This is a genomic window from Halomonas sp. MCCC 1A11062 (assembly GCF_021404355.1).
Classification (GTDB): Bacteria; Pseudomonadota; Gammaproteobacteria; order Pseudomonadales; family Halomonadaceae; genus Halomonas; species Halomonas aerodenitrificans.
In genome coordinates this window covers 104,693-128,821 of sequence record NZ_JABFTW010000002.1, presented here as the reverse complement: position 1 = coordinate 128,821, position 24,129 = coordinate 104,693, and the positions used below count along the sequence as shown (strand labels likewise).

Sequence of the window (24,129 nt, the reverse complement as noted above, 5' to 3'; positions counted from 1 at the left end):
CGAATCCTCGTCGATTCGGTACTTTTGCGCGCCCAGAGCCTGCTGCGGCGCGCCCGATCATTCGAGAGGTAACATGGCTAACTATTCTACCAACGAATTCAAGGGCGGTCTGAAGGTGATGTTGGACGGCGACCCCTGTGCGATCGTCGAGAACGAATTCGTCAAGCCGGGCAAGGGCCAGGCGTTCAACCGCGTGAAGCTGCGCAACCTGATCACCGGCCGCGTGTGGGAGCGCACCTTCAAGTCGGGCGAGAGCCTGGAAGGTGCCGACGTGGTGGACCTGGAGATGGAATATCTCTACACCGACGGCGACATGTGGCACTTCATGAAGACCGACGGCTCCTTCGAGCAGTACGCGGTGGAGAAGAAGGCGCTGGGCGATACCGCCAAGTGGCTCAAGGAGCAGGTGGTCTACACCGTGACCCTGTGGAACGACAATGCCATCAGCGTGACGCCGCCCAACTTCATCGAGCTGGAAGTGGTAGAGACCGACCCGGGCCTGAAGGGCGACACCGCCCAGGGCGGCTCCAAGCCGGCTACGCTCTCTTCCGGCGCCGTGGTGCGGGTGCCGCTGTTCATCAACCAGGGTGAAGTGCTGAAAGTCGATACTCGCTCCGGCGAGTATGTGTCGCGTGCTTGATTTTACCGGGACACGAGCGGCATAGGGGACAGGGCGCAGCGGACATCTTTTTCAGGGACGAAAAAGTTAGCGCCCAGGGATGGGTTCACAGCGTGTCCGTATAGCCCTGTCGCCGGCAAGCCGCGGTTCCACGCCGCCCAAAGTAGGCCACGCTGATTCGGCGTGGCCTTCATCGTTCTGGAGACCGTGTCATGGCAACTGACTGGCGCCCCACGGCGAGTATCGAGACGCTGCGCGAGCGGGCGCGGCTGCTGGCCGAGGTGCGGGGTTTCTTCGCTGCGCGCGGCGTGCTGGAGGTGGAGACGCCGGTGCTAGGCCACGGCGGCAGCACCGACGTGCACCTGGCTTCGCTGTCGCTCGAGGCGACGACGCCTGCCGGGCGCGAGCGGCTGTGGCTGCAGACTTCTCCCGAGTTTCATATGAAGCGACTGCTGGCCGCAGGCTCAGGGCCGATCTTTCAGCTGGCGCGCAGCTTCCGCGACGGCGAGGTGGGCAGCCGCCACAACGTCGAGTTCACCATGCTGGAGTGGTATCGCCCGGGCTTCTCCCTCGACGAGCTGATCGACGAGACCGTGGCGCTGATTCGTCAGGTGCTCGGTCCAGAGCTGAGGGGTGAGGCGGGGCCGCTGCGCCGTCGACGCTACCGCGAGCTGTTCCGCGAGGGGCTGGGGTTCGATCCCTTCGGCATTGAGCTCGATGAGCTGCGGCGATTGGCCGGCGAGCGCGGCGGGCTCGACATGAGCGATGCCGCCCGCGACGACTGCCTCGACCTGCTGATGAGCCTGGCCATCGAGCCCACTCTGGGGCGCGATGGAATCGACGTGGTGGTGGACTACCCGGCGAGTCAGGCGGCCCTGGCACGGCGCCATCGCGACCCGGAGGACGGCGAGTGGGTCGCCTCGCGCTTTGAGGTCTATCTCGCCGGGCTGGAGCTCGCCAACGGCTACGACGAACTCACCGATGCCGACGAGCAGCGTGCACGCTTCGCCGAGGACAACGCCTCCCGGCGACAGCTGGGCCTGCCCGAAGTGGACGTCGACCGATGCCTGCTGGCGGCGCTGGAACACGGCATGCCGGCCGGCAGCGGGGTGGCGCTGGGCATCGACCGGCTGATTCAGCTGGCTCTAGGAAAAGCGAGCGTGGCGGAGGTGATGGCTTTCGCCACGCCCAATTGCTGATACAGGCTTCGTCTGAAAAATCGACGGGCGAAGGTTAGACGAACTCCGGGCCAGGATCGGGCACCCCACCCAGCGACTGACCCATGCTGACCTTGGTCTTGGGTGCCAGCGCGGCGTCGAAGTCGACCTTGCCACCGAAGGCCAGCACCACCGTGGAGCCGAGCTTGAAGCGGCCCATCTCCGCACCGCGCTCCAGATGAATCGGCTGGTCGAAGCGGATGCGCTGCACCTGACCCGAGAGCGGCGTGACCTGGCCGGCCCATACCGTCTCGATGGCGGCCACGATCATGGCGCCGACCAGCACCACGGCCATCGGGCCGTGCTCGGTATCGAAGTGGCACACCAGGCGCTCGTTGCGGGCGAACAGGTTGGGCACGTGGTCGGTGGTGGCGGCATTGACCGAGAACAGCCGCCCCGGCACGTAGACCATCTCGGTCAGGGTGCCGGCCAGCGGCATGTGCACGCGGTGGTAATCCTTGGGCGAGAGGTAGACGTTGGCGTAGCTGCCGCCGCTGTAACGCCTGGCGGCCTCGGCGTCGCCGCCCAGCAGGTCGATCATCGAGAAGCGATGCCCCTTGGCCTGCAACAGCTTGTCGGCCTCTACGGGACCGAACTGGGACAGGTTGCCGTCAGCGGGGCACAGCAGGCCCTCGCCCAGCGGGCGGGCGTCCGGCTTCAGCTCGCGGGTGAAGAAGTCGTTGAAGGTGGCGTAGGCGGTGGGATCCGGCTCGGCGGCTTCGCCCATGTCGACCTTGAAGACCTTGATGAAGGCGCGGATCAGCGCATTCTTGAGCCAGGCCACGCGGGTTTCGGCAAGGCAGCCCACCAGCCGCGAGAGCAGGTGATGGGGAATCGGATACTGGATCAGGGCGAAGAACTTGGCGAGAGACAAGGTAAGTCCATTCCATGCAGGCAAATTTTGCGCGGTCTGTGAGGCAGTGAAGCGACCTTGTCGAGGACGCTGGCCTGAGGGAGCCGGGTAGCGCAAATCGACAGGGATGTCGATTTAAGGCAGGCAAGAGGGACCTTGATCCTGCCCGGCGCGTCACCCGGCTCTCGAAGGCCAGGGTTTCGTTCTCGATTGTCGCGAATCGCCTCGCATGACCGCCCAGCGATGAGGGCGTAGTTTACTTCTCTATCGGCGTATCGTCGCGGTTGCCCCACTCCTTCCAGGAGCCGGCGTAGCCGCGGATTTTCTCGAAGCCCAGCGCTTTGCCCACCAGCCAGGTGAAACCGCTGCGGTGATGGCTCTGGCAGTGAGTGACCACTTCCATATCCGGGGTGAGCCCAAGTGCCTCGAGTTCGGTTATCAGCTCGGCGTAGTCGCGAATGCGCAGCGCACGCTCCTTGTCCATGGCCTCGGTCCACTCCATGTTGACCGCGCCGGGAATGTGCCCAAGCTGCTTGTTCTCGCCCTTCTCCCCGCGATACTCCGCCGGCGAACGGGCGTCCCACACCGCGAAGCCCTTTTCGCCCAGCCGCTCCTGCAGCTCCAACCGGTCGATGGCGACCTCCGGATGCAGGAATTCGGCCTCATACTCGCTGGGTGTTGGTGCGCTCGGCTCATGGGACACGGGTTGACCGGCCTGGCGCCAGGCGTGGATGCCGCCATTGAGGTAGGAGTAGCGGTTATGTCCGATCAGCTCCAGGGTCCACAGCAGGCGCCCGGCCCAGCCGCCGCCCTCGTCGTCGTAGGCCACCACGTGAGTGTCGCGGGTCAGGCCCAGTGACGAGAACAGCCGGGACAGCGCCTCGGGGCTCGGCACCTCGTTGGGTACTTCGCCCTCGCCGCGCATCAGGCGGCGGAAATCGAGGAACACGGCGCCGGGCACGTGGCCCTCCTCATAGCTCTCCGACCTCAGCGGCACGTCGACGATCAACAGTTGGGGGTCGTCCAGATGCTCGGCGAGCTGCTCGGGTTCGATGATCAGCGGTAGCAGATTCTCTTCGGAACTCATGGCGCTCTCCTTATCTCGTTGTCGCGATGCATCTCGTTGTCGCGATGCGGCCGAATCAGGTCTCGCTCAGACTATCGACGATATGACGGTAGCTGGCAAAACGCTCGGGGTGAATGTCGCCGCGCTCAACGGCCTCGAGCAGGGCGCAGCCCGGCTCATGGCGGTGGCGACAGTCGCGAAAGCGGCAGTGACCGAGCAGGTCGCGAAACTCGATGAAGCCCTCGGCCACCTGCTGTTCGTTCAGATGCACGAGGCCGAATTCGCGAATGCCGGGCGAGTCGATCAGCTCGGCGTCGTCGGCCGTCGGCAGCCGGTAGAGGCGGGCGGTGGTGGTGGTGTGGGTGCCCTTGCGCGAATCCTTCGACAGTGCACCGATACGCAGCGACTCGCCGGGCAGCAGCCGGTCGATCAGCGACGACTTGCCCACGCCGCTCTGGCCGACGAAGACCGAGGTGCGCTCGGCCAGACGCGCATGCAGCGCATCGAGGCCCTCGGCGCGGGCCGTGGTGGTGCTCACCACCGGATAGCCGAGCGCCTCGTAGCGGGTCAGCAGGGCGCGCAGCTCGCCGCCGTCCTCGGGCAGCAGGTCGATCTTGTTGAGTACCAGTACCGGGGCGATGCCGGTGGCCTCGGCGGCCACCAGGTAGCGGTCGATCAGGTTGGGGTGCGGCGCCGGTTCCGCGGCGAAGACGATCAGGATCTGGTCGATGTTGGCCGCCACCGGCTTGAGCTGTCCGCGAGCGTCGGGGCGTTCCAGCACGTTCTGTCGTTCGCTGCGCGCCACCACCACGCCCTCGGTGATGTTGCCTTCGGCGTCCTCGGCGGCGCGCCAGATGACCCGGTCGCCGGTCACCAGCCCCTCGAGATTGGCGCGCAGGTGGCAGCGCACCGTCGGCCCGTCGCCGTCCTCCTGCACGTCGAGGGTGCGCCCGAAATGGGCAATGACTCGCCCGGGGCGCTCGGAGCCGTATTCGCCGGCGGCGAGCTTCTGCGAGTCCTTGACGTCGCGCTGCTCGGCGCGCTTGGCTCGCTCGGCCTGTACCTTCTCGATTCGCCAGCGCTGCTGACGGCTCAACTTGCGTTTGCTCATGGGCGCCCGAAGATCGTTACAATAGCGTCATTGTACCCAGCGTGGTCCGGCCTGTCCTGCCGCGCCCTTCAACTCTGGAGCCTGACCGATGCCCAACACTGCCGCACCACGCGAGGACCTGCTGGTGTGGATCGACCTCGAGATGACCGGACTCGACCCCGAGCGCGAGCGTATCATCGAGGTGGCCACCCTGATTACCGACAACGAACTCAACCTGGTGGCCGAGGGGCCCGTTATCGCAGTGCACCAGCCCGACAGCCTGCTTGCGGCGATGGATGACTGGAACCAGAAGACCCACGGTGAGTCGGGCCTGGTCGAGCGGGTGAAGCAGAGCCGTATCGATACTGCCGAGGCCGAGCGGCAGACCCTGGAATTCCTCAGGGCCTACGTCGCCCCGGGTTCGTCGCCCATGTGCGGCAACAGCGTGCACCAGGACCGGCGCTTCCTCGAACGCGAGATGCCCGAGCTGCTGGGCTTCTTCCACTATCGCAATCTGGACGTCTCCACCCTCAAGGAGCTGGCCAAGCGCTGGAACCCGGGGGCGCTGGCCGGCTTCAGCAAGCGCAACACCCACCAGGCGCTGGACGACATTCGCGAATCGTTGGCGGAACTGGCGCACTACCGCAATACCTTTTTGCGCCTGGCCGGCAGCGAGCGAGACGAGGAGGAGTGATCCCGCGGCTATTCCGTCGACAGGTCTTTGCGGAGGCGCTGTGAACCCGTCCCTGGGCGCTACTTTTGCCATCCCTGGAAAAAAACCTCCGCTACGACCTGTCCCCGGCGCCGCTCGTGTTGGCGTCTTGTGCAGCAGCTCCAGTCACCACGATCAGGCGCTTGCTATCAGCCGGTCACGCTTCCCCCGCTGTCGCTCCAACGCCCAGCGGACGTGTTCGCGCACCAGGTCGGAGGGGTAGGCGAGGCGGGCGCGCAGGGCCGCCTCCACGCTCTCGCTCCAGGGGGCGTTGCCCAGCCCCACCGCCAGGTTGCGCAGCCAGCGCTCGTAGCCGATGCGGCGAATCGGGCTACCGGCGGTCTTGTCGAGGAACTCCTCCTCGCCCCAGGCGAACAGCGATACCAGGCTGGCGCGATCCAGGTCGTGGCGCGGGGCGAAGTCCTCTTCTTGCGTTGCCCGGGTGAAGCGGGTGAAGGGGCAGACCAGCTGACAGTCGTCGCAGCCGAACACGCGGTTGCCCATGGCTTCGCGATAGCGTTCGGGGATGGCGCCGAACAGCTCGATGGTGAGATAGGAGATGCAGGCACGGGAGTCGACCACCTTGTCCTCGACGATGGCGCCGGTAGGACAGGCCGTGCGGCAGGCGCTGCAGCTGCCGCAGTGCTCGCTGTCGAAGGGCGGGTCGACGGGTAGTGGCAGGTCGACGTAGAGCTCGCCGAGAAAGAACAGCGAGCCGGCCCGGGGATTGAGCAGCATGGCGTTCTTGCCCACCCAGCCGAGCCCGGCCTTGCGTGCCAGGGCGCGCTCCATCACCGGCGCCGAGTCGACGAAGGCGCGGTAGCCGAAAGGGCCGATCTCGTCCTCGATCCACTTGGCCAGGGTGGCCAGGCGCTTGCGCATCAGCTTGTGGTAGTCGCGGCCCACCGCGTAGCGCGATACATAGGCCGTCTGCGGCTGCCCCAGCACCTTGGCGCTCTCGACCTCGGCCGGCAGGTAGTCCAGGCGCACGCTGATCACCCGCAGCGTGCCGGGAACCAGTTCCTCGGGCCGGGTGCGCTTGGTGCCGTGCTTGGCCATGAAGCCCATTTCGCCGTGGTAGCCGGCATCCAGCCAGCGCTGCAGATGACGTTCGTCCTCGGAGAGGTCGACGTCGGCGATGCCCACCTGCTGGAAACCAAGTTCCCGTCCCCAGGTCTTGATGGTGGTGGCCAACTGGTCCAGCGCGCTGTCTTCCAGGATCGCGGGAAGGGTCATGATCGAGAAAAAACCGGGCAAAAATGAAGCGGGGGGATTGGCGAAAGCGCCACGGCGCTTACACTCCCATGATAAAGCAATGCCGGCAGGGAGACACGGGATGTCCGGGAATCATTCAAGCGAACCGCAGGTCGCGCTGCGCCCGTTGTATCGTGCCGAACAGGTGCGTGAGCTCGACCGGCGCACCATCGCGGGGGGCATCGAGGGCTTCGCCCTGATGCAGCGCGCCGCCACCGCCGCCTGGCAGAGCCTCAGGGCGCGCTGGCCCGGCATCAAGCGTCTCAGCGTGCTGTGCGGTGGCGGCAACAATGGCGGCGATGGCCATGTGCTGGCTGCGCTGGCGGCAGTGGCAGGCGTGGCGGTGCAGCGTATCGCCGTAAAGCCCCTCGAGGAGCTTGAGGGCGATGCCGCACGGGCCGCGGAGATGGCCACGGCAGCCGGCGTCGGCTGCGAGCCTTGGCGGCAGGGTATCACCTTCGACGGTGAGGTGGTCGTCGATGCGCTGCTCGGCACCGGGCTCAGCGGCGAGGTGCGCGGTGCTTTCCGCGAGGCCATCGAGGCGATCAACGCCAGCGGGCTTCCGGTGCTGGCCATCGACATACCCAGTGGCCTTGCCGCCGACACTGGGGCGGAGCTCGGTGTGGCCGTACGGGCCAGCCGCACCGTCACCTTCATCGGCGACAAAGTCGGCCTGCATACCGGACGCGCCCCTGCGTTGGTCGGTGAGGTCCACTTTCGCTCCCTGGGCGTCGATGCCCGCCAATATGCCGACCTGCTGCCGGAGGCGGAGCTGCTCGACCAGGAGCTGATCAAGGCGTGGCTGCCGTCGCGAGCCCGCGATGCCCACAAGGGCGTCATGGGCCATGTGCTGGTGCTGGGCGGTGCCCCGGGCTTTGGCGGTGCGGCGTTGCTTGCCAGCGAGGCGGCGGCGCGACTGGGCGCCGGCAAGATAAGCCTGGCCACGGCGCCGGCGCATGTCACGGCCTGCCTGACCTATCGTCCTGAGGTGATGGTGCATGGCCTGCGCGGTGCCGCCGAGCTTGGCCAGCTGCCGGAGCAGGCCGACGTGCTGGTGGTGGGGCCGGGCCTGGGGCAGGGGGCCTGGGGGCAGGGCATGCTGCAGGCGGCGTTGGTTGCTTCACGTCCGCTGGTGGTGGATGCCGATGGGCTCAATCTGCTGGCCTCTCACTTCACCGGTCAGCGGCGTGACGATTGGATCCTGACCCCGCATCCGGGAGAGGCGGGGCGGCTGCTGGGATGTCGTGCGGCGGAGGTGGAGGCCGACCGTCCCGCGGCGGCGCGCGAGCTGCAGCGGCGTTACGGTGGCGTGGTCGTACTCAAGGGGGCTGGCAGCCTGGTGGCGGGGCCCGCCGGCCTGGCGGTCTGCCCCTACGGCAATCCCGGCATGGCGTCGGGGGGGATGGGCGACGTTCTCTCCGGCGTGCTCGGCGCGCTGCTGGCTCAGGGGTTGCCTCTCGAAGCGGCTGCCAGAGTCGGGGTCATGACACATGCCCTGGCCGCCGACATGGCCGTACGCGACGCGGGGGAACGTGGCCTGCTGGCGGCCGATCTGGCATCCTATGCCCGAGTTATCGTCAACCCCGATTTCGAGCCGGGGCTTCATTCGTTGTCAGGGGGCCGTTGATGCGCATAAGACTCGTGGACGAAGACCGTCAGGTCGTCTTCGGGCAATGCTTGGGTAGGGCCCTGCAGGGGCGCGGCCGCATCTATCTCGAAGGTGAGTTGGGAGCGGGCAAGACTACGCTGACCCGCGGCATCCTGCGTGCCTATGGCTATACCGGAGCGGTCAAGAGCCCCACCTATACGCTGGTCGAACCCTATGAATTGGCAAGCGGCCGCCTTTACCATTTCGATCTCTATCGTCTGGGCGATCCCGAGGAGCTCGAGTTCATCGGTGGGCGTGATCTGTTCGCCGAAGAGGCTCTGTGCGTCGTCGAGTGGCCGAGCCGAGGCCGCGGCTGGTTGCCGTTGCCGGATGTCAACGTGACCCTGTCGCTGCACGGCGCCGGACGCCAGGCAGTACTCGAAGCACATACCGCACATGGCCGGGCAGCGCTCGACGTGCTGCGACAGGAGGCGGCGTTGGCCGAACTGATCAGCGCTGAAGAGCGAGATACGCCGTGATGTTCACCCGACCCTCGCCGATGAGCCAAGATGGGCTGCTACGCGCCATGTTGCGCGGTGCACTCGGCTTGCTCCTGTTGATGTCGTTGTGCTTTGCCATGCCCGCACAGGCGGCTCAGGTCGACAATATTCGTCTGTGGGCGGCGCCGGACCATGCGCGCCTGGTATTCGATCTATCCGGTCAGGCCGAGGCCAGCGTCTTCACCCTGGACAACCCGCGACGGCTGGTGATCGATCTCGAGCAGAGCCGGCTCGATACCGACCTCGCCTCGCTCGACCTGCAAGGCAGCGCCATCACTGCCGTGCGAAGCGGCGTGCGCGACGGCAGCGGCCTGCGAGTGGTACTGGAACTCTCCCGCGAAGTGGAACCGCGTCACTTCACCCTGCCGCCCAACGATCAGTACGGGCATCGTCTGGTGGTGGACATGGAGTACCCGGGTGAAAGCGCGGTGGAAAACCCCATTGATCCGATCGAGGCGATGATCCGCGAGCAGGAGATGGCGGCCAACCGGCATCGCGGCGAAGCGGCCAGCGAAACACCGCGCATCGACCCCGAAGTCGTGGCGCAACAGCCGGCAGCACCGCATCCGAGGCGTGACATCATCATCGCCATCGACCCTGGCCATGGCGGCGAGGACCCCGGTGCCATCGGCCCCGGCGGCACCCGCGAGAAGGACGTGGTGATGGAGATCAGCCGCCGCCTGCAGCGATTGGTCGATGGTGCTGAAGGCTTCCGTGCCGTGATGATTCGCGACGGCGATTATTACGTCGGGCTGCGCCAGCGCACGCGCATCGCCCGCGAACAGAAGGCCGATTTCTTCGTCTCGATTCACGCCGACGCCTTCAACAGCCCGCGACCCAGCGGCAGCTCGGTTTACGCGCTGTCGCAGAGCGGTGCCACTTCGGAGACGGCCCAGTGGCTGGCCGCCAGCGAGAACCGAGCCGACCTGATCGGCGGTGTCGACGGCAATCTCTCGCTCAACGACAAGGACGAGGTGCTGCGCGGTGTGCTGCTCGACCTGACCATGACCGCCACCCTCAATGACTCGTTGTCCATAGGCGGCCAGGTGCTCGACCAGTTGGGCCGGGTCAACCGTCTGCATCGTTCACGCGTGGAACAAGCCGGCTTCATGGTATTGAAGTCGCCGGATATCCCGTCACTGCTGATCGAGACGGGCTTCATCTCAAACCCCGACGAGGAGCGCCGGCTGCGGGACTCGGGGCACCAGCAGCGGCTGGCCGAATCGATCTTCGCCGGCATCGAGGCGCACTTCCGCAGCAACCCGCCACCGGCCAGCCTGCTCGCCTGGCAGCGCGACAATCGACGCACGCCTTCCAGTAACGAGTATCGCATCCAGCCCGGCGATACCCTGTCGCAGATCGCAGCTCGTCACGGGGTGCCGGTGGCGCAGCTCAAGCAGGCCAACGACATCAACGGTGACGTGATTCGCGTCGGCCAGGTGTTGAGGATTCCTCGCTCATGACGGTGATCGACGCTACCCGGCGTATCCGCGTTCTCGACCCCCGGCTGGCCAACCAGATCGCTGCTGGCGAGGTGGTGGAGCGTCCCGCCTCGGTGGTCAAGGAACTGGTCGAGAACGCCATCGATGCCGGCAGCCGCCGAATCGAGGTGGAGCTGGAGGCCGGCGGCGCCCGGCTGATCCGGGTACGCGACGACGGCAGCGGCATTGCCGAAGAGGACCTGCCGCTGGCGCTGTCGCGGCATGCCACCAGTAAGATCGCCTCGCTTGAGGACCTGGAAGGCGTGGCCAGCCTCGGCTTTCGCGGTGAGGCGTTGGCGTCGATCAGTTCGGTGTCGCGCCTCGAGCTCGTTGCCAACGTCGAGGATGACCCGCGCGGCGGCTGGCGCGTGGTGGCTGAGGGGCGTCAGATGGAGCCTCGCGTCACTCCGGCACCGCATCCTCGCGGCACCTCGGTCACGGTGCGCGACCTGTTCTTCAATACCCCGGCGCGGCGCAAGTTCCTGCGCACCGAGAAGACCGAATATGGCCACGTGGAAGAGGCCTTTCGCCGTCTAGCGCTGTCGCGCTACGACATCACCTGGGTGCTGCGTCACAACCAGAAGACCGTGCACCAGTTGCCGGCTGGCGATGACCCGACCCGCCGCGAGCGCCGCATCGCCGCGCTGCTGGGCAAGAGTTTTCTCGACAACGCCCTGCACCTGGATCTGGCCGCCGGCGGGCTGCGGCTGTGGGGTTGGGTCGGCTTGCCTACCCACTCCCGCGCCCAAGCCGACCAGCAGTATTTCTTCGTCAATGGGCGCGTGGTGCGCGACCGGTTGGTGGCCCACGCCATTCGTCAGGCCTATCGCGATGTGCTGTTCCATGGCCGGCACCCGGTGTTCGTGCTCTATCTCGAGGTCGACCCCACGGTGGTGGACGTCAACGTTCACCCTACCAAGCACGAGGTGCGTTTCCGCGACGGCCGCCTGGTGCACGACTTCCTCTTCTCCAGCCTGCACCGGGCGCTGGCCGAGGCGCGCCCGGCGGAACGCGAGGCCCACGGCGATGACGCTGTAGCCGAGCAGGACGATGCCGCTGAGGTGCGCGAGCCCGCGCCGCGCTGGCAGCAGCAGCCCATGGCGCTGCATGCCACGGGCGAGTCGCCGGAGCGGGTCACGGCCGATCGTGTACGCGCTTTCATGAACGGCTATCGCGCGCTGCACCCCGAGCACGAGGAGCACCTGCTGACGCCGCAGCCGGCCGAGGCCGGGGTGGATGCCGCCGTGGCATCGCCGCCGGTACGGGAGGCCGTTGGTGTGGGCCAGGCACCGGCTCTGCCCGTAGTGGAAGAGGGCAGCGGTATACCTCCGTTGGGCTTCGCCATCGCGCAGCTGCATGGCATCTACATCCTTTCCCAGACCGCCCAGGGCATGATCATCGTCGACATGCACGCGGCCCATGAGCGCATCGTCTACGAGCGCATGAAGGCTCAGGTCCACGGCGGCGAGCTGCAGACGCAGCCGCTGCTGGTGCCGGTCTCGCTGGCGGCGAGCCATGCGGAGGTGGCCACCGCCGAGGCCGAGCGCGAGGCGTTTGCTCGTCTGGGCGTCGAACTCGACGTGGCCGGCCCCGAGACGCTGCTGGTACGCCAGGTGCCGGCGCTGCTGGCCGATGCCGACGTCGAGCCCCTGATTCGCGACATGCTAGGAGATCTGGAGCGTTACGGTTGCTCCGATCGCCTGGAGGCCAGTATCAACGAGCTGCTGGCCACCATGGCCTGCCATGGCAGCGTGCGCGCCAACCGGCGCCTGAGCGTGGCCGAGATGAATGCGCTGCTGCGCGACATGGAGCGCACCGAGCGCAGTGGCCAGTGCAACCACGGTCGCCCCACCTGGACCGAGATGTCGCTCAAGCAGCTCGACCGCCTGTTCCTGCGCGGCCAGTAGTAAGGAAGCGCTTACCGATGTCGCAACGTCGTCCTCTCGCCATTCTGCTGATGGGTCCCACCGCCGCCGGCAAGACCGATCTGGCCATCGAGCTGCACGAACGGCTCGATTGCGAGCTGATCAGCATGGATTCGGCCATGGTCTACCGCGACATGGATATCGGCAGCGCCAAACCCTCGCCCCAGGAGCTGGCGCGCGCACCGCATCGACTAATCGATATTCGCGATCCGGCCGAGCCCTATTCGGCAGCGGATTTTCGCGAGGATGCGCGTAGCGAGATGCGACGAATTACCGCAGCCGGACGTATCCCGCTGCTGGTGGGCGGCACCATGATGTATGCCAAGCGGCTGCTCGAAGGGGTGGCCAACCTGCCGGCAGCCGATCCGGCCATTCGCGCCGAACTGGCCAGAGAGGCCGAACGGCGCGGCCTGGCGGATCTGCATGAGGAGCTGGCACGTGTCGATCCCGAGGCAGCCCGGCGCATTCACCCCAACGATCCACAGCGATTGATGCGGGCACTGGAGGTCTATCGCGCCAGCGGTACGACCCTCACCGAACTGTGGCGTCGACAACGTCCTGAAACCTTCCCATGGGAAGTGCTGTCGATAGGTTTCACGCCTTTCGATCGTCGCGTGCTGCACGAGCGAATAGCTGCGCGTTTCGAGGTCATGCTGGATGCCGGTCTCGTCGCAGAAGTCGAGGCGCTGCGTACGCGCGGCGACCTGCACCCGGGCCTGCCCTCCATGAAGAGCGTGGGCTATCGTCAAGTGTGGGAATACCTCGACGGGCAGGGTGACGTCGAGCAGCTGCGCTACCGCACCATCGTGGCGACCCGGCAGCTGGCCAAGCGTCAATTGACCTGGCTACGCAGCTGGCCGGCGCTACACTGGGTCGATAGTCAGAACCGGTCGGCGCTGGAGCAAGTCCTGAAATTCGTGCGTGAATCGGGCTCTTAGCGTAAGATGATGGCTTCGAGTGGCCGGGGGACCAGGCCGAGCCGGCATGGTGTCATGTCGTGAGACAGACAACCCAAGAACACAACTTTCACCCCTCAAGAGAACGTTTTAGGGAGAGGTAAAATGTCCAAAGGGCAATCCCTTCAAGACCCATACCTGAACATCCTGCGCAAGGAGCGCATTCCGGTTTCGATTTTCCTGGTCAACGGCATCAAGCTGCAGGGACAGATCGAGTCGTTCGATCAGTTCGTGATTCTGCTGCGCAACACGGTCAGTCAGATGGTCTACAAACACGCCATCTCAACCGTGGTACCTTCGCGCAATGTGCGGCTGCCGCCGCAGGATCCCGCGGCCCAGCCGGACAGCAACGTGTGAGGTATTGATTGTTTTTTGAACGACCCGACGCCGGCGAAACGGCAGTATTGGTTCATGTGGACTTTCACGACGATCGCGAGCGCGAGGATCCGGGTGAGTTCCTGGAGCTGGTCCGTTCCGCCGGAGCCGCCCCGGCCATGTTGCTTACCGGGAGCCGGCATCGCCCCGATTCGCGTACCTTCATCGGGAGCGGTAAGTTAGAGGAGCTGCGCGAGGCGCTGCAGGTGCACGGTGCCGAGCTGGTCATCTTCAACCACGGCTTGAGCCCCTCCCAGGAGCGCAACCTGGAGCGGGAGCTCAAGTGCCGGGTGCTGGACCGAACCGGGCTGATACTCGACATCTTCGCTCAGCGCGCGCGCACCCACGAGGGCAAGCTGCAGGTCGAACTGGCGCAACTGGAGTACATGTCCACCCGCCTCGTGCGAGGCTGGACCCACCTGGAGCGTCAGAAGGGCGGTATCGGCCTGCGCGGGCCCGGCGAGACCCAGTTGGAGACCGACCGCCGCCTGCTGCGGGCGCGCATCAAGGCAATTCACAAGCGGCTCGACAAGGTGCGCAGCCAGCGCAGCCAGAATCGTCGTGCCCGTGAGCGAGCCGAAATTCCCAGCGTGTCGCTGGTCGGTTATACCAACGCCGGCAAGTCGACGCTGTTCAATGCGCTGACCGAGGCGAAGGTCTACGCGGCGGACCAGCTGTTCGCCACACTCGACCCGACCCTGCGGCGGCTGGAGGTCGGTGACGTCGGCCCGGTGGTATTGGCGGATACGGTAGGTTTCATTCGTCATCTTCCGCACAAGCTGGTGGAGGCCTTCCAGGCCACCCTGCAGGAGGCAACGGAAGCATCACTGCTGGTCCACGTGATCGATGCCGCCGATCCCGATCGCGAACTCAACGTGGAGCAGGTCGAGAAGGTGCTCGACGAGATCGGTGCGCTGGAAGTGCCGATGCTCAAGGTGATGAACAAGATCGACCTGCTCGACAGTGCGCCGCGAATCGAGCGCGACGGGCAGGGTCGGCCCGAAGTGGTGTGGCTCTCGGCCCGCGATGGGCGGGGGCTCGAGCTGTTGGGCCAGGCGCTGTCGGAGCGTCTGGCGGATAACGTGATCGAGTTCAGCATGCAGCTGTCGCCGCAGCAGGGCCGTCTGCGCGCAGGCATGCATGAGCTTGGTGCCGTACAAGAAGAACATTACGAGGAAGGCGGCAAGGTGCGGCTCGACGTGCGCCTGCCTCGCCGTGATTTCCTGCAGTTGATGGCTCGCCTGGGAGAGCGGGCGGAAGACTATCTTCCGTCCGAGCTGCACGAGCGGCCAGTATGGGATGCGTGACGACTGCGGTGTCCTGATCGACTGGATCGACTTCCCCTAGAAATAACGGCGGCGGAACCTACCGGCGCCCTACAGGATGGCAACCGGCTTCTCTAATACGGCTGACCGTGACGCCGATTGAGAGGCAACGCAGAGTGGAGACGACGTATGGCTTGGAATGAGCCGGGTGGTGGCAACCAGCATGACCCCTGGAGCGGTGGGGGGCGACGCGGTAGCGGCAATGGCAATGGCAATGGCAATGGCGGTGGCGGTGGTAACCGCGGCGGTAATCAGGGGCCACCCGACCTTGACGAGGCCCTGAAGAAGTTTCAGGACAAGCTCAACGGCATGCTGGGCGGCCGTGGTGGCAAGGGTGGTGGCGGTCGTGGCGGCAAGGGGGGCGGAAAGCCGCGCAATACCCTTGCGCTGCCCGGCCTGCTGCTGGTGGTAGCCTTGGGCATTTGGGGAGCCATGGGGTTCTACCTGGTCGACCAGGCCGAGCGCGGCGTCGTGCTGCGCTTCGGTGAGTTCCAGACCGTGGTGGGCCCAGGCCTGCACTGGAACCCGCCGCTGATCGACGACGTGCGCATGGTCAACGTGACCCGCGTTCGTTCACTGACTCAGACCCAGGCGATGCTGACCCGCGACGAGAACATCGTCGAGGTCGAGATCTCGGCTCAGTATCAGGTCAACAACCCGCGTGACTTCGTACTCAACGTGCGCAATCCGCAGCTCTCCATCGAGAATGCGCTGGACAGTGCGCTGCGCCACGTGGTCGGCGGCACGGACATGATCGAGATTCTGACCTCGGGTCGTGAAATCCTCGGTAGCTCCGTGGCGAGTCGCCTGCAGACTTACCTGGACAGCTACGGCACTGGGATTCGCCTGCAGACCATCAACATCGAGTCGACCTCGGCGCCGGCACCCGTCATCGATGCCTTCGACGACGTGATCCGGGCTCGCGAAGATCGTCAGCGGACCATCAACGAAGGCATGGCTTACGCCAATGCCATCATTCCGGCCGCTCAGGGTCAGGCGCAGCGTCTGGTCGAGCAGGGCCAGGGGTATCGCGAGTCGGTAGTGGCAGAAGCGCAAGGTCAGGCCAACCGCTTCAACGCGCTGCTGGTTCAATATGACAGCGCGCCGGAAATCATGCGTGAGCGTCTCTATATCGATGCCATGGCCGACGTATTCGCACGCACGCCGAAGGTACTGATCGATGTTCGTGACGACGCCCCGCTGATGTATCTGCCGCTCGACCAGCGCCCTGGCGGCGGTGGCGGTAGCGGTGGTGGCGAGGGCAACGGCGAGGCGGCACGTGGCGAAAGCGGTGAGCTCGATCCACGTGTGCTCGAACGCCTGCGGACGACGTCCTCGGCGCAGGGTGGCAATACCGGTGGTATCCGCAGGGAGGGCCGCTAAATGGTGAACAACCGTTCCTTGATCATCGTGGGTGGCCTGGCTGCCGTGGCCTGGTTGGCCAGCAACAGCCTCTATGTGGTCGATGAGACCGAGCGTGCCGTCAAGCTGCGTTTCGGTGAGGTCATCGAAGAGAACATCCAGCCTGGCCTGCACTTCAAGGTGCCGATCACGCAAACCGTTCGCAAGTTCGACACTCGCGTACTGACGCTGGATACCGATACCAGCCGCTACCTGACCCTCGAACAGAAAGCGGTAATCGTGGACTCCTACGTCAAGTGGCAGGTGATCAACCCCACCCGCTACTACGAGGCGACGGCCGGAGACGAGATGATGGCGATTCGCCTCATCCAGCCGCGGGTCGACGAAAGTCTGCGTAACGAATTCGGGCGTCTGGATCTGCAACAGATCATTGCCGAGCGTCGTGACGATCTGATGATTCGTCCGACCCAGGAGCTCGATGCGCTGATGCGTGAAGAACTTGGCGTCTCGATTGTCGATATTCGCGTAAAGCGTATCGACCTGCCCGAGGACGTTTCCGCTGCGGTCTTCGACCGTATGCGCTCAGAGCGTGAGCGTGAGGCTCGCGAATGGCGCGCCCAGGGTCAGGAAGAGGCCGAGCGTATTCGCGCCAACGCCGACCGTCGACGTCAGGTACTACTGGCCCAGGCTACCGAGCGGGCCGAGACCCTGCGTGGTGAAGGGGATGCCGAAGCGGCGGCGATATTCTCCGAGGCCTACGGCCAGAACCCGGAGTTCTTCAGCTTCTGGCGCAGCATCAATGCCTACCGCGAGAGCTTCGACGGCGAGCGGGACATGCTGGTACTCGATCCGACCAGCGACTTCTTCCGCTACCTGCGCAGCCCGGCGATCCAGAACGACGAGTGACCCGCAGCGTCGGCCGGCCGCGGGCCGGCCGACGCTCGTTGCCCCCGCATGGCGGGGTTCAACCTGGCGTCAAACGTGATAGAATCCTTGAACCGGGCGTGGCCCGGTTTTTTTGTGGGCCTTTTTTACCTTCGGAACCCTTTTCGCCCCGCCCAATCGTCTTGCAGGATTGACCATATGACCATCGCTGACCGCTGGCTGCTGCCCGACGGCATGGATGAGGTGCTGCCGCCCCAGGCGAGCCGCATGGAGGAGCTGCGCCGCACGCTGCTCGATCTCTATTACCGCTGGGGATACGACCAGGTCATGCCGCCACCGGTGGAGTTTCTCGACTCACTGTTGACCGGTACCGGTACCGACCTGGACCTGCAGACCTTCAAGCTGACCGACCAGCTCACCGGCCGCCTGATGGGCGTGAGCGCCGACGTGACGCCCCAAGTGGCGCGCATGGATGCGCACTCCATGCGCCACCAGGGGCCGGCGCGTTTGTGCTACTGCACCAACGTGCTGCGTGCCAAGGCCGACCAGTATCAGGGCGGACGCAGCCCGGTGCAGGTCGGCGTCGAGTTGTTCGGCCACGCAGGCCTGGAAGCCGACCTCGAGATCCTGCGCCTGGCGCTGCAGAGCCTCAAGGCGGCCGGGGCCGCCGAGCTGCACTTGGCGCTGGGGCACATCGGCATCTATCGTAGCCTGGTACAGGCAGCAGCACTGGATCACGACCGCGAGCGGGCGTTGTTCGAAGCGCTGGAACTCAAGTCGCCCGGTGCCCTGGCCGAGCAGGTCGAGGTCAGCGTACCCGACCCGGCGCTGGCAGAGATGTTCCGTGCGCTGGGGCGGCTGCATGGCGGTGCCGAAGTGCTGGAGTCCGCGCGTGAGGCATTCGCCGGCGCCCCTGCGGCGGTGGCCGAAGCGCTGGCTCAGCTGCGTGCGCTGCATCAGGGCGTGATCGAGGAGCATCCCGAGGTCGAGATATACTTCGACCTGGCCGAGCTGCGTGGCTATCAGTATCACACCGGCATGATGTTTGCGGCCTTCGTGCCGGGATACGGTCAGGCCCTGGCCAAAGGCGGGCGTTACGACGATACGGGTCGCGCCTTCGGCCGTGCCCGACCCGCCACCGGCTTCTCGATGGATCTCAAGCTGCTCGCTACCCTGGTGCAGAGCGAGCCGGCCTGCGACGGCATCTGGGCGCCGGCCTCTGGAGAGGGGCTGAGCGAGGCGATTGCCGCGCTGCGCGACGGCGGGCAGCGGGTGGTACAGGCGCTGCCGGGGCAGACGACATCTCCCGAGGTGCATCGCTGCAGCCGCCGTCTGAGCCTGGTCGACGGGCGCTGGCAGACGGAGGCACTCTAGGCCTGGGCGCGGTGGCCGAGGCCAGATTTGGACGACACCGGCATGCGGGCCGGATCACGAGCGCGGCCCGCGGGCCGGATCATCGACGCGCACTTACGCGGCGCTGACACGAGAGACGAGACACAATGGGCAAGAATGTAGTCGTGCTGGGCACCCAGTGGGGTGATGAAGGCAAGGGCAAGGTTGTCGACCTGTTGACTGAATCCGCCTCGGCGGTGGTACGTTTCCAGGGTGGTCATAACGCTGGTCATACCCTGGTCATCGACGGCGAGAAAACCGTACTGCACCTGATACCCTCCGGCATCCTGCGCCAGGACAAGACCTGCGTCATCGGGAACGGCGTGGTGCTGTCGCCCGAGGCCCTGATCAAGGAGATCCGCGAGCTCGAGGCGAAAGGGGTACCCGTGCGTGAGCGGCTGCGCCTGTCGCCGGCGTGTCCGCTGATCCTGCCGTATCACGTGCGCCTCGACCTGGCTCGTGAGAAGGCCCGTGGCGTGGCCAAGATCGGCACTACCGGTCGCGGCATCGGCCCCGCCTACGAGGACAAGGTGGCGCGCCGTGGCCTGAGGCTGGGCGATATGCTGCACCGCGAGCGTTTCGCGTCCAAGCTCGGTGAGGTGCTCGACTATCACAACTTCGTGCTGGTCAACTATCACGGCGAGAAAGCCGTGGACTTCCAGCAGATCCTCGACGAGGCCATGGAGATGGCCGAAGAGCTGCGTCCCATGGTCTGCGATACCGTGGGTCTGGTCCACGAGCTGCGTCGCGCCGGTGAGAACATCCTGTTCGAAGGGGCTCAGGGTTCGCTGCTCGATATCGACCACGGCACCTATCCCTTCGTTACCAGCTCCAATACCACCGCCGGCGGCACCGCTACCGGTTCCGGCGTCGGCCCGCTCTATCTCGATTACGTGCTCGGCATCACCAAGGCCTACACTACGCGAGTCGGCTCCGGCCCGTTCCCCACCGAGCTGTTCGACGAGCACGGCCGCCATCTGGCCGAACGTGGCCACGAGTTCGGCGCCACCACCGGGCGCCCGCGCCGCTGTGGCTGGTTCGACGCCGTGGCCCTGCGCCATGCGGTACAGATCAACTCCGTTTCCGGCATCTGCCTGACCAAGCTCGACGTGCTCGACGGCCTGGAGAATATCCGCGTCTGTGTCGGCTATCGCAGCAAGGATGGCGAGGTAATGGAGAACCCTGTCGACTCCGAGGGCTACGAAGCGGTGGAGCCGGTCTACGAGGACCTGCCGGGCTGGAGCGAGTCGACCCTGGGGGCCAAGCGCATCGAGGACTTGCCGGCCAATGCACGCGCCTACATCAGCTACCTCGAGGAGAAGGTGGGTACCTCCATCGACATTGTCTCGACCGGTCCCGACCGTAACGAGACCATCGTGCTGCGCAACCCCTTCGACGCTTGACCGTGACAGTGCGGTATACGCAGTAACGATTCGAGGCCGGCCAAGTCGCCGGCCTCGTTCGTTACGCGAAGCGCCGCCGCGGCGAGTGCCAGCGAGCCTGATGCGCCGGCTCGCTGACGAGTCAGCGGTTCATTCTGCTATTTCCACGTCGCCGGCGGCAGCGATGGCCTCCTCGTCGGAGAGCAGCTGGCGCAGCGTTTCCACGGCGAGCTGACCTTCGCTTTCGAAGACATTGTCCAGCCACAGCAGAGCCTGCTCCTGGTTGGCCTGCAGGCCACGGGAGGTGAGATAGGCCTCGGCCAGGGCCAGGCGGGCACTGTGGTGCCCTTGGCTGGCAGCTTCGTAGAGGTAGTCGGCGCCTCGCTCCGGGTCACGGTCCACGTTCACCCCGCGCAGATACTCACGGCCGAGGGAGGCCTGAGCGCCGGGATGGCCCTGCTCGGCGGCGGCGAGCAGTAGCTCATGGCCGCGCTCGACGTCCTGCGCAATGGCGCCGTCGCCGCGCATCAGGGCGAGGCCCAGGCCGGCACTTGCATAGTCGGCGCCAGCGTCGACGGCCTGCTGATACCAGCGCTCCGCTTCCTCGGCGTTCTGCTCGACGCCGTCGCCGTGCTGATAGGCCTCACCCAACGCGAAAGCGGCGTTCGGCATGCCCGCATCGGCGGCCTGCTGCAGCAGCTCCAGCCCGCGGTCGACGTCTTGCTCCACATGGTTGCCGGCCAGGTAGGCCTCCCCCAGATTGGCTCGCGCGCCGGTGTGGCCACGGGCCACGGCGGCTTCCAGGTACTCGATGGCTGTCGCGTCGTCACCCCTATCCATGTACAGGCGGCCGAGGCTTGCGGCGGCGCCGGCATGGCCGGCCTGATGCGCCTGCCCCAACCAGTATTCCGCCTGGCTCTGATCGCGTTCGACGCCTTCACCGTTGAGGAAGGCACGGCCAAGGTCGGCCATGGCACCGGGGTGGCCGTCTTCCGCCGCTGCCACGAGGGCCTGGATATCGCCTTGGGCACCCAGGTCGCGCTGGACATAGGTCAGAGCGTCGTCGGCGGACTCATGGCCCGCCTCCTGAGCGCGAGTGAGCCAGCGATTGGCCTCGGCGAGATCGCGCTCCACGCCGTCGCCATGGCGATAGGCACGGCCCAGTACCACCATGGCATAGGCATCGCCCTCATGGGCGGCCTGACCCACCAGTCGGATACCTTCGCGGGGGTCGCCTTCCAGGCTGCCATCCAGATAGGCTTCGCCGAGCTGGGTCAGCGCTGTGGTGTCGCCGGCCTGGGCGGCGTGCTCGAGAAGCTCTCGCCCCCTGACAGGGTCATACGGCAGCACCTCGCCGGCGAGATAGGCGGCGCCCAGTATGCGCATGGCACCGCTCTGGCCGCGCTCGGCGGCCTGCTCCAGCAGCTCCTCGGCGCGAGTGGGATCCGGTGCCGTGCCGCGCCCCTCGAGCAGGGCGCCGCCGAGCTGCTCGGTGGCCCAGGGGTGGCCGAGCTCATGGCTGCGTTCGAGATAGTCGACGGCAATGTAGGGCTGGCCGGCAATCCGCTCGTCGTTCAGGTAGAGCGAGCCCAGCTGTGCCAACGCCAGCGGATGATCCTGCTCGGCGGCCTGCTCGAGCAGGCCCATGCCGCGGGGCAGGTCGTTGAGCCCGGCCTGGCCTTCCACCAGGGCGCGTCCCAGGATCACTCGGGCATCGATCGAGCCGGCCTCGATCGCCTCGCGCAGCCAGCGCTCGGCGCGCACCGGTTCGGGATTGCCGGCTTCGGGCTCGAGCAGCGCCTGGCCGAGATGAGTCATGGCATCGACGCTGCCTTGGCTTGCCGCATCTTCCAGCAGCTCGAGACCCTGCTGGCGATTCCCATCCCGGGTCAGGTCGCGTCCGGCTCGGGCCAGTGCATCGAGATCGCCGGCCTGGGCCGCCTGCTGCAACCAGTGGATACGCTGATCGGGCTGGTCGCCGAGCAGTCCGTCTTCGCTATGCAACGACGCCAGCTGCAACATGGCGTTGACCTCGCCCTGGGCCGCCTCGCTTTCGAGTATGTCGGCGTAGCGCTGGGCGTAGTCCATCGAGCGGGCCGGATCCTCTTCCAGCCAGCCGCCGGGGGCATGGGCTTCTGCCAGGGCCTCGAGGGCCTCAGGCTCTCCGCGCGCAGCCGCTTCGCTGTAGAGCCGGTGGGCCAGCTCGGGGTCGGCCTCGACGCCTTCGCCGCCTTCGGCCAGCAGGCGGGCCAGCAGCACTTCGGCATTGCGGTCGAGATCGGCCTCCTTGGCTTGCCACAGCAGGTAGTAGGCGAGTAAGTCGTTACGCTCCACGCCTCGGCCTTCGAGGTAGAGGCGGCCCAGGTTCAACGAGGCATGGCCGTGGATCGGCGAGGGCCGCTCGATGGCCTTGCCGTAGAGCCGGGCGGCCTCGACCCGGTCGACCTCGACGCCCTGGCCGCGGTCGTAGAGCTTGCCCATTTCGTAATAGGCGGGCGGAAAGCCCATCTCCATGAGCGGCTGCAGCTGTTCGATGGCCTCGTCGTAGCGCCCCTGCTCGATGGTATCCTGGGCGGCATTGATGCGATCCCAGTCGTAGCCATCCATAGGGGCTTCGATATCGACCTCGAACCAGGCCGCATATTCGGCGGGTACGGGGCCGGCATGCTCGCCGCCCGGTGTCCCCTGCGTCACGGCGCAGCCGGCCAGCCAGGCCGACAGGGTTATCGCTGCGGTGAATCGCAGCGAGGGGATGAGTCGAGTCCTGTTCGCTATTCGTTCCATGTGTTCCCCTCTCTATGTGTCGTCGTATCGTGTAGCAGTTGGCTCCGTTTCAATTCCCCAAGCCGCGGAACGCTTCGGTGCTGCGGCGCTCCTCGTCCATGTAGATGTGCTCCTGAGCATCGGGGGCCATGAAGTAGAGGGTGATGAAGCCGCCCGCACTGCGGTTATAGGTGGGGCGTACTCGGGTCACGAAGTCGGCCATCGGTTCGTGCTCGTAGTGGGCCAGGTAGACATCCATCCAGGTGAAGTACTGGGGGTCACGCAGGAAACCCATGAACTGCTCGAGCGGCGCGTAGTCTTCCAACGCCGCCGGGTCGTCCAGAATCACGAACAGATAGTCGACGGCTTCGTGGATGGTGCTACCCTCGTATTCCAGATCGAAGATGTCGTAGCCCTGGCGATGAATCACCTGCATGTTGGTGATCAGATAGTTGAGGGCGTAGTTCTGATAGTGGATGGCGCGCCGGCCGCGGCCCACCTCGAGGGGCAGCGCGCCGCTTTCGGTCATGTCGTGCAGCGCGGAATAGATGGCGCTGACGCCGAAGCGGAACAAGTCGTCATCCTCTACCAGCACGCCGACCATGCTGGCGTAGAGCGCGCGGCGGTAGAAGTGGTTGTTGCAACAGCTCTCTTGCGGTTCCCCGGGTATCGCCGAGTGCTGCAGGGCGAGCCCGTGCAGCCATCGCTCCACTTCTGCCCGCTCCTCCTCGAACCCTTCCACGTAGGGGCGCACGACGGAGTAGGCCATGGCCGCGGCGAACAGCATCGACTCCGAGGCGAACCACGCCTGGGGTTCCAGCGAGTCATAGCGGAAGGTAGTCAGCGCCTTGGCGTCGGCCCAGCCGTACAGATATTTCACCAGGCAGTCGGCATAGAAGGTGTCGCCGGTGGCAACGAATGCCCCGGCCAACTCCGAGACGCTGTCTTCGAAGGCGAACAGCGGCTCGGTGGCGAGCTCCCACTCGTCGGGGCTGGGATAGAAGCCCGGTATGCCGCCACGAGTGGTGATCGGCTCGTAGTTCAGCTTCTGGCGACAGCTGATTCCCAGCCCCGCTTCTTCCTCGACCTGCAACAGCAGCGGATTGCGGGTCTCGCTCAGCAGGGCCTTGCGCGCCTCGACGTCGAAGTAGCTGGCATCGGTGTCATTGACGCGATACTCGGAGAGGTCGAGTTCCATGCGCTCCTCTCGCGAGAGGGTGTCGGCCGTTACCGCGGTGCCGCTCATCGCCAGCAGGGCGACAGGCAGCAACGGCAGCAGCGGGTTTCGAATAAGTCCTTTTACTACGGCAAGGGGCATGATCGG

General features: G+C 65.9%; 20 protein-coding genes. 14 read left to right on the top strand and 6 right to left on the bottom strand.

Annotation, left to right across the window (positions count from 1 at the left end):
• Positions 1 to 73: 73 nt before the first annotated feature.
• Positions 74 to 640 carry an elongation factor P gene (efp, locus tag HOP58_RS03095; protein ID WP_010627305.1) on the top strand — a complete coding sequence of 189 codons (567 nt, stop codon included), beginning with the start codon at positions 74 to 76 and terminating at the stop codon, positions 638 to 640.
• 191 nt (positions 641 to 831) lie between these two features.
• Positions 832 to 1,818 (top strand): EF-P lysine aminoacylase EpmA, encoded by a 987-nt coding sequence (gene epmA / locus HOP58_RS03090; RefSeq protein WP_234259516.1) that lies wholly within the window; start codon positions 832 to 834, stop codon positions 1,816 to 1,818.
• Positions 1,819 to 1,852: 34 nt separating this feature from the next.
• On the opposite strand, the gene asd is transcribed toward epmA, so the two are convergent.
• The 3 genes from asd to rsgA form a co-directional block, all read right to left on the bottom strand.
• Positions 1,853 to 2,710 carry an archaetidylserine decarboxylase gene (gene asd / locus HOP58_RS03085; RefSeq protein ID WP_234259515.1) on the bottom strand — a complete coding sequence of 286 codons (858 nt, stop codon included), beginning with the start codon at positions 2,708 to 2,710 and terminating at the stop codon, positions 1,853 to 1,855.
• 235 nt (positions 2,711 to 2,945) lie between these two features.
• Positions 2,946 to 3,776, bottom strand: a complete 831-nt coding sequence (locus tag HOP58_RS03080) for a sulfurtransferase (protein ID WP_234259513.1) — start codon at positions 3,774 to 3,776, stop codon at positions 2,946 to 2,948.
• A 55-nt stretch (positions 3,777 to 3,831) separates the two neighbouring features.
• The gene (gene rsgA, locus HOP58_RS03075; RefSeq protein WP_234259512.1) at positions 3,832 to 4,866 is read right to left on the bottom strand and encodes a small ribosomal subunit biogenesis GTPase RsgA; all 1,035 of its coding nucleotides are present in this window, start codon (positions 4,864 to 4,866) and stop codon (positions 3,832 to 3,834) included.
• 88 nt (positions 4,867 to 4,954) lie between these two features.
• Here rsgA and orn point away from each other — a divergent pair, with 88 nt between their 5' ends.
• The gene (gene orn / locus HOP58_RS03070; RefSeq protein ID WP_234259511.1) at positions 4,955 to 5,539 is read left to right on the top strand and encodes an oligoribonuclease; all 585 of its coding nucleotides are present in this window, start codon (positions 4,955 to 4,957) and stop codon (positions 5,537 to 5,539) included.
• A gap of 153 nt (positions 5,540 to 5,692) precedes the next feature.
• On the opposite strand, the gene queG is transcribed toward orn, so the two are convergent.
• Entirely contained in the window at positions 5,693 to 6,793 is a 1,101-nt protein-coding gene (gene queG, locus HOP58_RS03065; protein ID WP_234259510.1) for a tRNA epoxyqueuosine(34) reductase QueG, read from the bottom strand.
• A 100-nt stretch (positions 6,794 to 6,893) separates the two neighbouring features.
• Between queG and HOP58_RS03060 the strand changes: the two genes are divergently transcribed.
• From HOP58_RS03060 to HOP58_RS03010, 11 genes are all read left to right on the top strand, one after another.
• A complete protein-coding gene (locus HOP58_RS03060; protein WP_234259509.1) occupies positions 6,894 to 8,438 on the top strand; it encodes an NAD(P)H-hydrate dehydratase in 1,545 nt (514 codons plus the stop codon).
• Complete coding sequence (tsaE, locus tag HOP58_RS03055) at positions 8,438 to 8,938, top strand: tRNA (adenosine(37)-N6)-threonylcarbamoyltransferase complex ATPase subunit type 1 TsaE (protein WP_010627313.1); 501 nt, start codon at positions 8,438 to 8,440, stop codon at positions 8,936 to 8,938. Before HOP58_RS03060 ends, tsaE begins: the two co-directional genes overlap by 1 nt.
• A 20-nt stretch (positions 8,939 to 8,958) precedes the next feature.
• A complete protein-coding gene (locus HOP58_RS03050) occupies positions 8,959 to 10,422 on the top strand; it encodes an N-acetylmuramoyl-L-alanine amidase (RefSeq protein ID WP_026037978.1) in 1,464 nt (487 codons plus the stop codon).
• Positions 10,419 to 12,347, top strand: coding sequence for a DNA mismatch repair endonuclease MutL (gene mutL / locus HOP58_RS03045; protein ID WP_234259508.1), 1,929 nt, complete (start codon positions 10,419 to 10,421; stop codon positions 12,345 to 12,347). The genes HOP58_RS03050 and mutL overlap by 4 nt, the downstream gene beginning before the upstream one ends.
• A gap of 17 nt (positions 12,348 to 12,364) precedes the next feature.
• On the top strand, positions 12,365 to 13,303 hold the full coding sequence (gene miaA, locus HOP58_RS03040; protein WP_234253869.1) for a tRNA (adenosine(37)-N6)-dimethylallyltransferase MiaA: 939 nt from the start codon (positions 12,365 to 12,367) through the stop codon (positions 13,301 to 13,303).
• A gap of 123 nt (positions 13,304 to 13,426) precedes the next feature.
• Positions 13,427 to 13,678, top strand: a complete 252-nt coding sequence (hfq, locus tag HOP58_RS03035; protein ID WP_010627317.1) for an RNA chaperone Hfq — start codon at positions 13,427 to 13,429, stop codon at positions 13,676 to 13,678.
• Positions 13,679 to 13,686: 8 nt separating this feature from the next.
• On the top strand, positions 13,687 to 15,003 hold the full coding sequence (gene hflX / locus HOP58_RS03030) for a ribosome rescue GTPase HflX (RefSeq protein ID WP_026037979.1): 1,317 nt from the start codon (positions 13,687 to 13,689) through the stop codon (positions 15,001 to 15,003).
• A gap of 147 nt (positions 15,004 to 15,150) precedes the next feature.
• Positions 15,151 to 16,404 carry an FtsH protease activity modulator HflK gene (gene hflK, locus HOP58_RS03025; RefSeq protein WP_234259507.1) on the top strand — a complete coding sequence of 418 codons (1,254 nt, stop codon included), beginning with the start codon at positions 15,151 to 15,153 and terminating at the stop codon, positions 16,402 to 16,404.
• Complete coding sequence (gene hflC / locus HOP58_RS03020; RefSeq protein ID WP_234259506.1) at positions 16,405 to 17,289, top strand: protease modulator HflC; 885 nt, start codon at positions 16,405 to 16,407, stop codon at positions 17,287 to 17,289.
• A gap of 177 nt (positions 17,290 to 17,466) precedes the next feature.
• Positions 17,467 to 18,642, top strand: coding sequence for an ATP phosphoribosyltransferase regulatory subunit (locus HOP58_RS03015; protein WP_010627321.1), 1,176 nt, complete (start codon positions 17,467 to 17,469; stop codon positions 18,640 to 18,642).
• Positions 18,643 to 18,767: 125 nt separating this feature from the next.
• Positions 18,768 to 20,063: an adenylosuccinate synthase gene (locus HOP58_RS03010; RefSeq protein WP_234259504.1), complete on the top strand. Its 1,296-nt coding sequence runs from the start codon at positions 18,768 to 18,770 to the stop codon at positions 20,061 to 20,063.
• A gap of 129 nt (positions 20,064 to 20,192) precedes the next feature.
• On the opposite strand, the gene HOP58_RS03005 is transcribed toward HOP58_RS03010, so the two are convergent.
• The gene (locus HOP58_RS03005) at positions 20,193 to 22,826 is read right to left on the bottom strand and encodes a tetratricopeptide repeat protein (RefSeq protein ID WP_234259503.1); all 2,634 of its coding nucleotides are present in this window, start codon (positions 22,824 to 22,826) and stop codon (positions 20,193 to 20,195) included.
• 49 nt (positions 22,827 to 22,875) lie between these two features.
• On the bottom strand, positions 22,876 to 24,123 hold the full coding sequence (locus tag HOP58_RS03000) for an alginate lyase family protein (RefSeq protein WP_234259502.1): 1,248 nt from the start codon (positions 24,121 to 24,123) through the stop codon (positions 22,876 to 22,878).
• Between the last annotated feature and the right edge of the window lie 6 nt (positions 24,124 to 24,129).

Coding starts and splice junctions, on each gene's coding strand:
- HOP58_RS03060 (WP_234259509.1), top strand. CDS start 6,894: ATGTCCGGGAATCATTCAAGCGAACCGCAGGTCGCGCTGCGCCCGTTG.
- hflC (WP_234259506.1), top strand. CDS start 16,405: ATGGTGAACAACCGTTCCTTGATCATCGTGGGTGGCCTGGCTGCCGTG.
- HOP58_RS03050 (WP_026037978.1), top strand. CDS start 8,959: ATGAGCCAAGATGGGCTGCTACGCGCCATGTTGCGCGGTGCACTCGGC.
- efp (WP_010627305.1), top strand. CDS start 74: ATGGCTAACTATTCTACCAACGAATTCAAGGGCGGTCTGAAGGTGATG.
- epmA (WP_234259516.1), top strand. CDS start 832: ATGGCAACTGACTGGCGCCCCACGGCGAGTATCGAGACGCTGCGCGAG.
- tsaE (WP_010627313.1), top strand. CDS start 8,438: ATGCGCATAAGACTCGTGGACGAAGACCGTCAGGTCGTCTTCGGGCAA.
- miaA (WP_234253869.1), top strand. CDS start 12,365: ATGTCGCAACGTCGTCCTCTCGCCATTCTGCTGATGGGTCCCACCGCC.
- hfq (WP_010627317.1), top strand. CDS start 13,427: ATGTCCAAAGGGCAATCCCTTCAAGACCCATACCTGAACATCCTGCGC.
- mutL (WP_234259508.1), top strand. CDS start 10,419: ATGACGGTGATCGACGCTACCCGGCGTATCCGCGTTCTCGACCCCCGG.
- hflK (WP_234259507.1), top strand. CDS start 15,151: ATGGCTTGGAATGAGCCGGGTGGTGGCAACCAGCATGACCCCTGGAGC.
- orn (WP_234259511.1), top strand. CDS start 4,955: ATGCCCAACACTGCCGCACCACGCGAGGACCTGCTGGTGTGGATCGAC.
- rsgA (WP_234259512.1), bottom strand. CDS start 4,866: ATGAGCAAACGCAAGTTGAGCCGTCAGCAGCGCTGGCGAATCGAGAAG.
- HOP58_RS03080 (WP_234259513.1), bottom strand. CDS start 3,776: ATGAGTTCCGAAGAGAATCTGCTACCGCTGATCATCGAACCCGAGCAG.
- HOP58_RS03015 (WP_010627321.1), top strand. CDS start 17,467: ATGACCATCGCTGACCGCTGGCTGCTGCCCGACGGCATGGATGAGGTG.
- queG (WP_234259510.1), bottom strand. CDS start 6,793: ATGACCCTTCCCGCGATCCTGGAAGACAGCGCGCTGGACCAGTTGGCC.
- HOP58_RS03010 (WP_234259504.1), top strand. CDS start 18,768: ATGGGCAAGAATGTAGTCGTGCTGGGCACCCAGTGGGGTGATGAAGGC.
- HOP58_RS03005 (WP_234259503.1), bottom strand. CDS start 22,826: ATGGAACGAATAGCGAACAGGACTCGACTCATCCCCTCGCTGCGATTC.
- HOP58_RS03000 (WP_234259502.1), bottom strand. CDS start 24,123: ATGCCCCTTGCCGTAGTAAAAGGACTTATTCGAAACCCGCTGCTGCCG.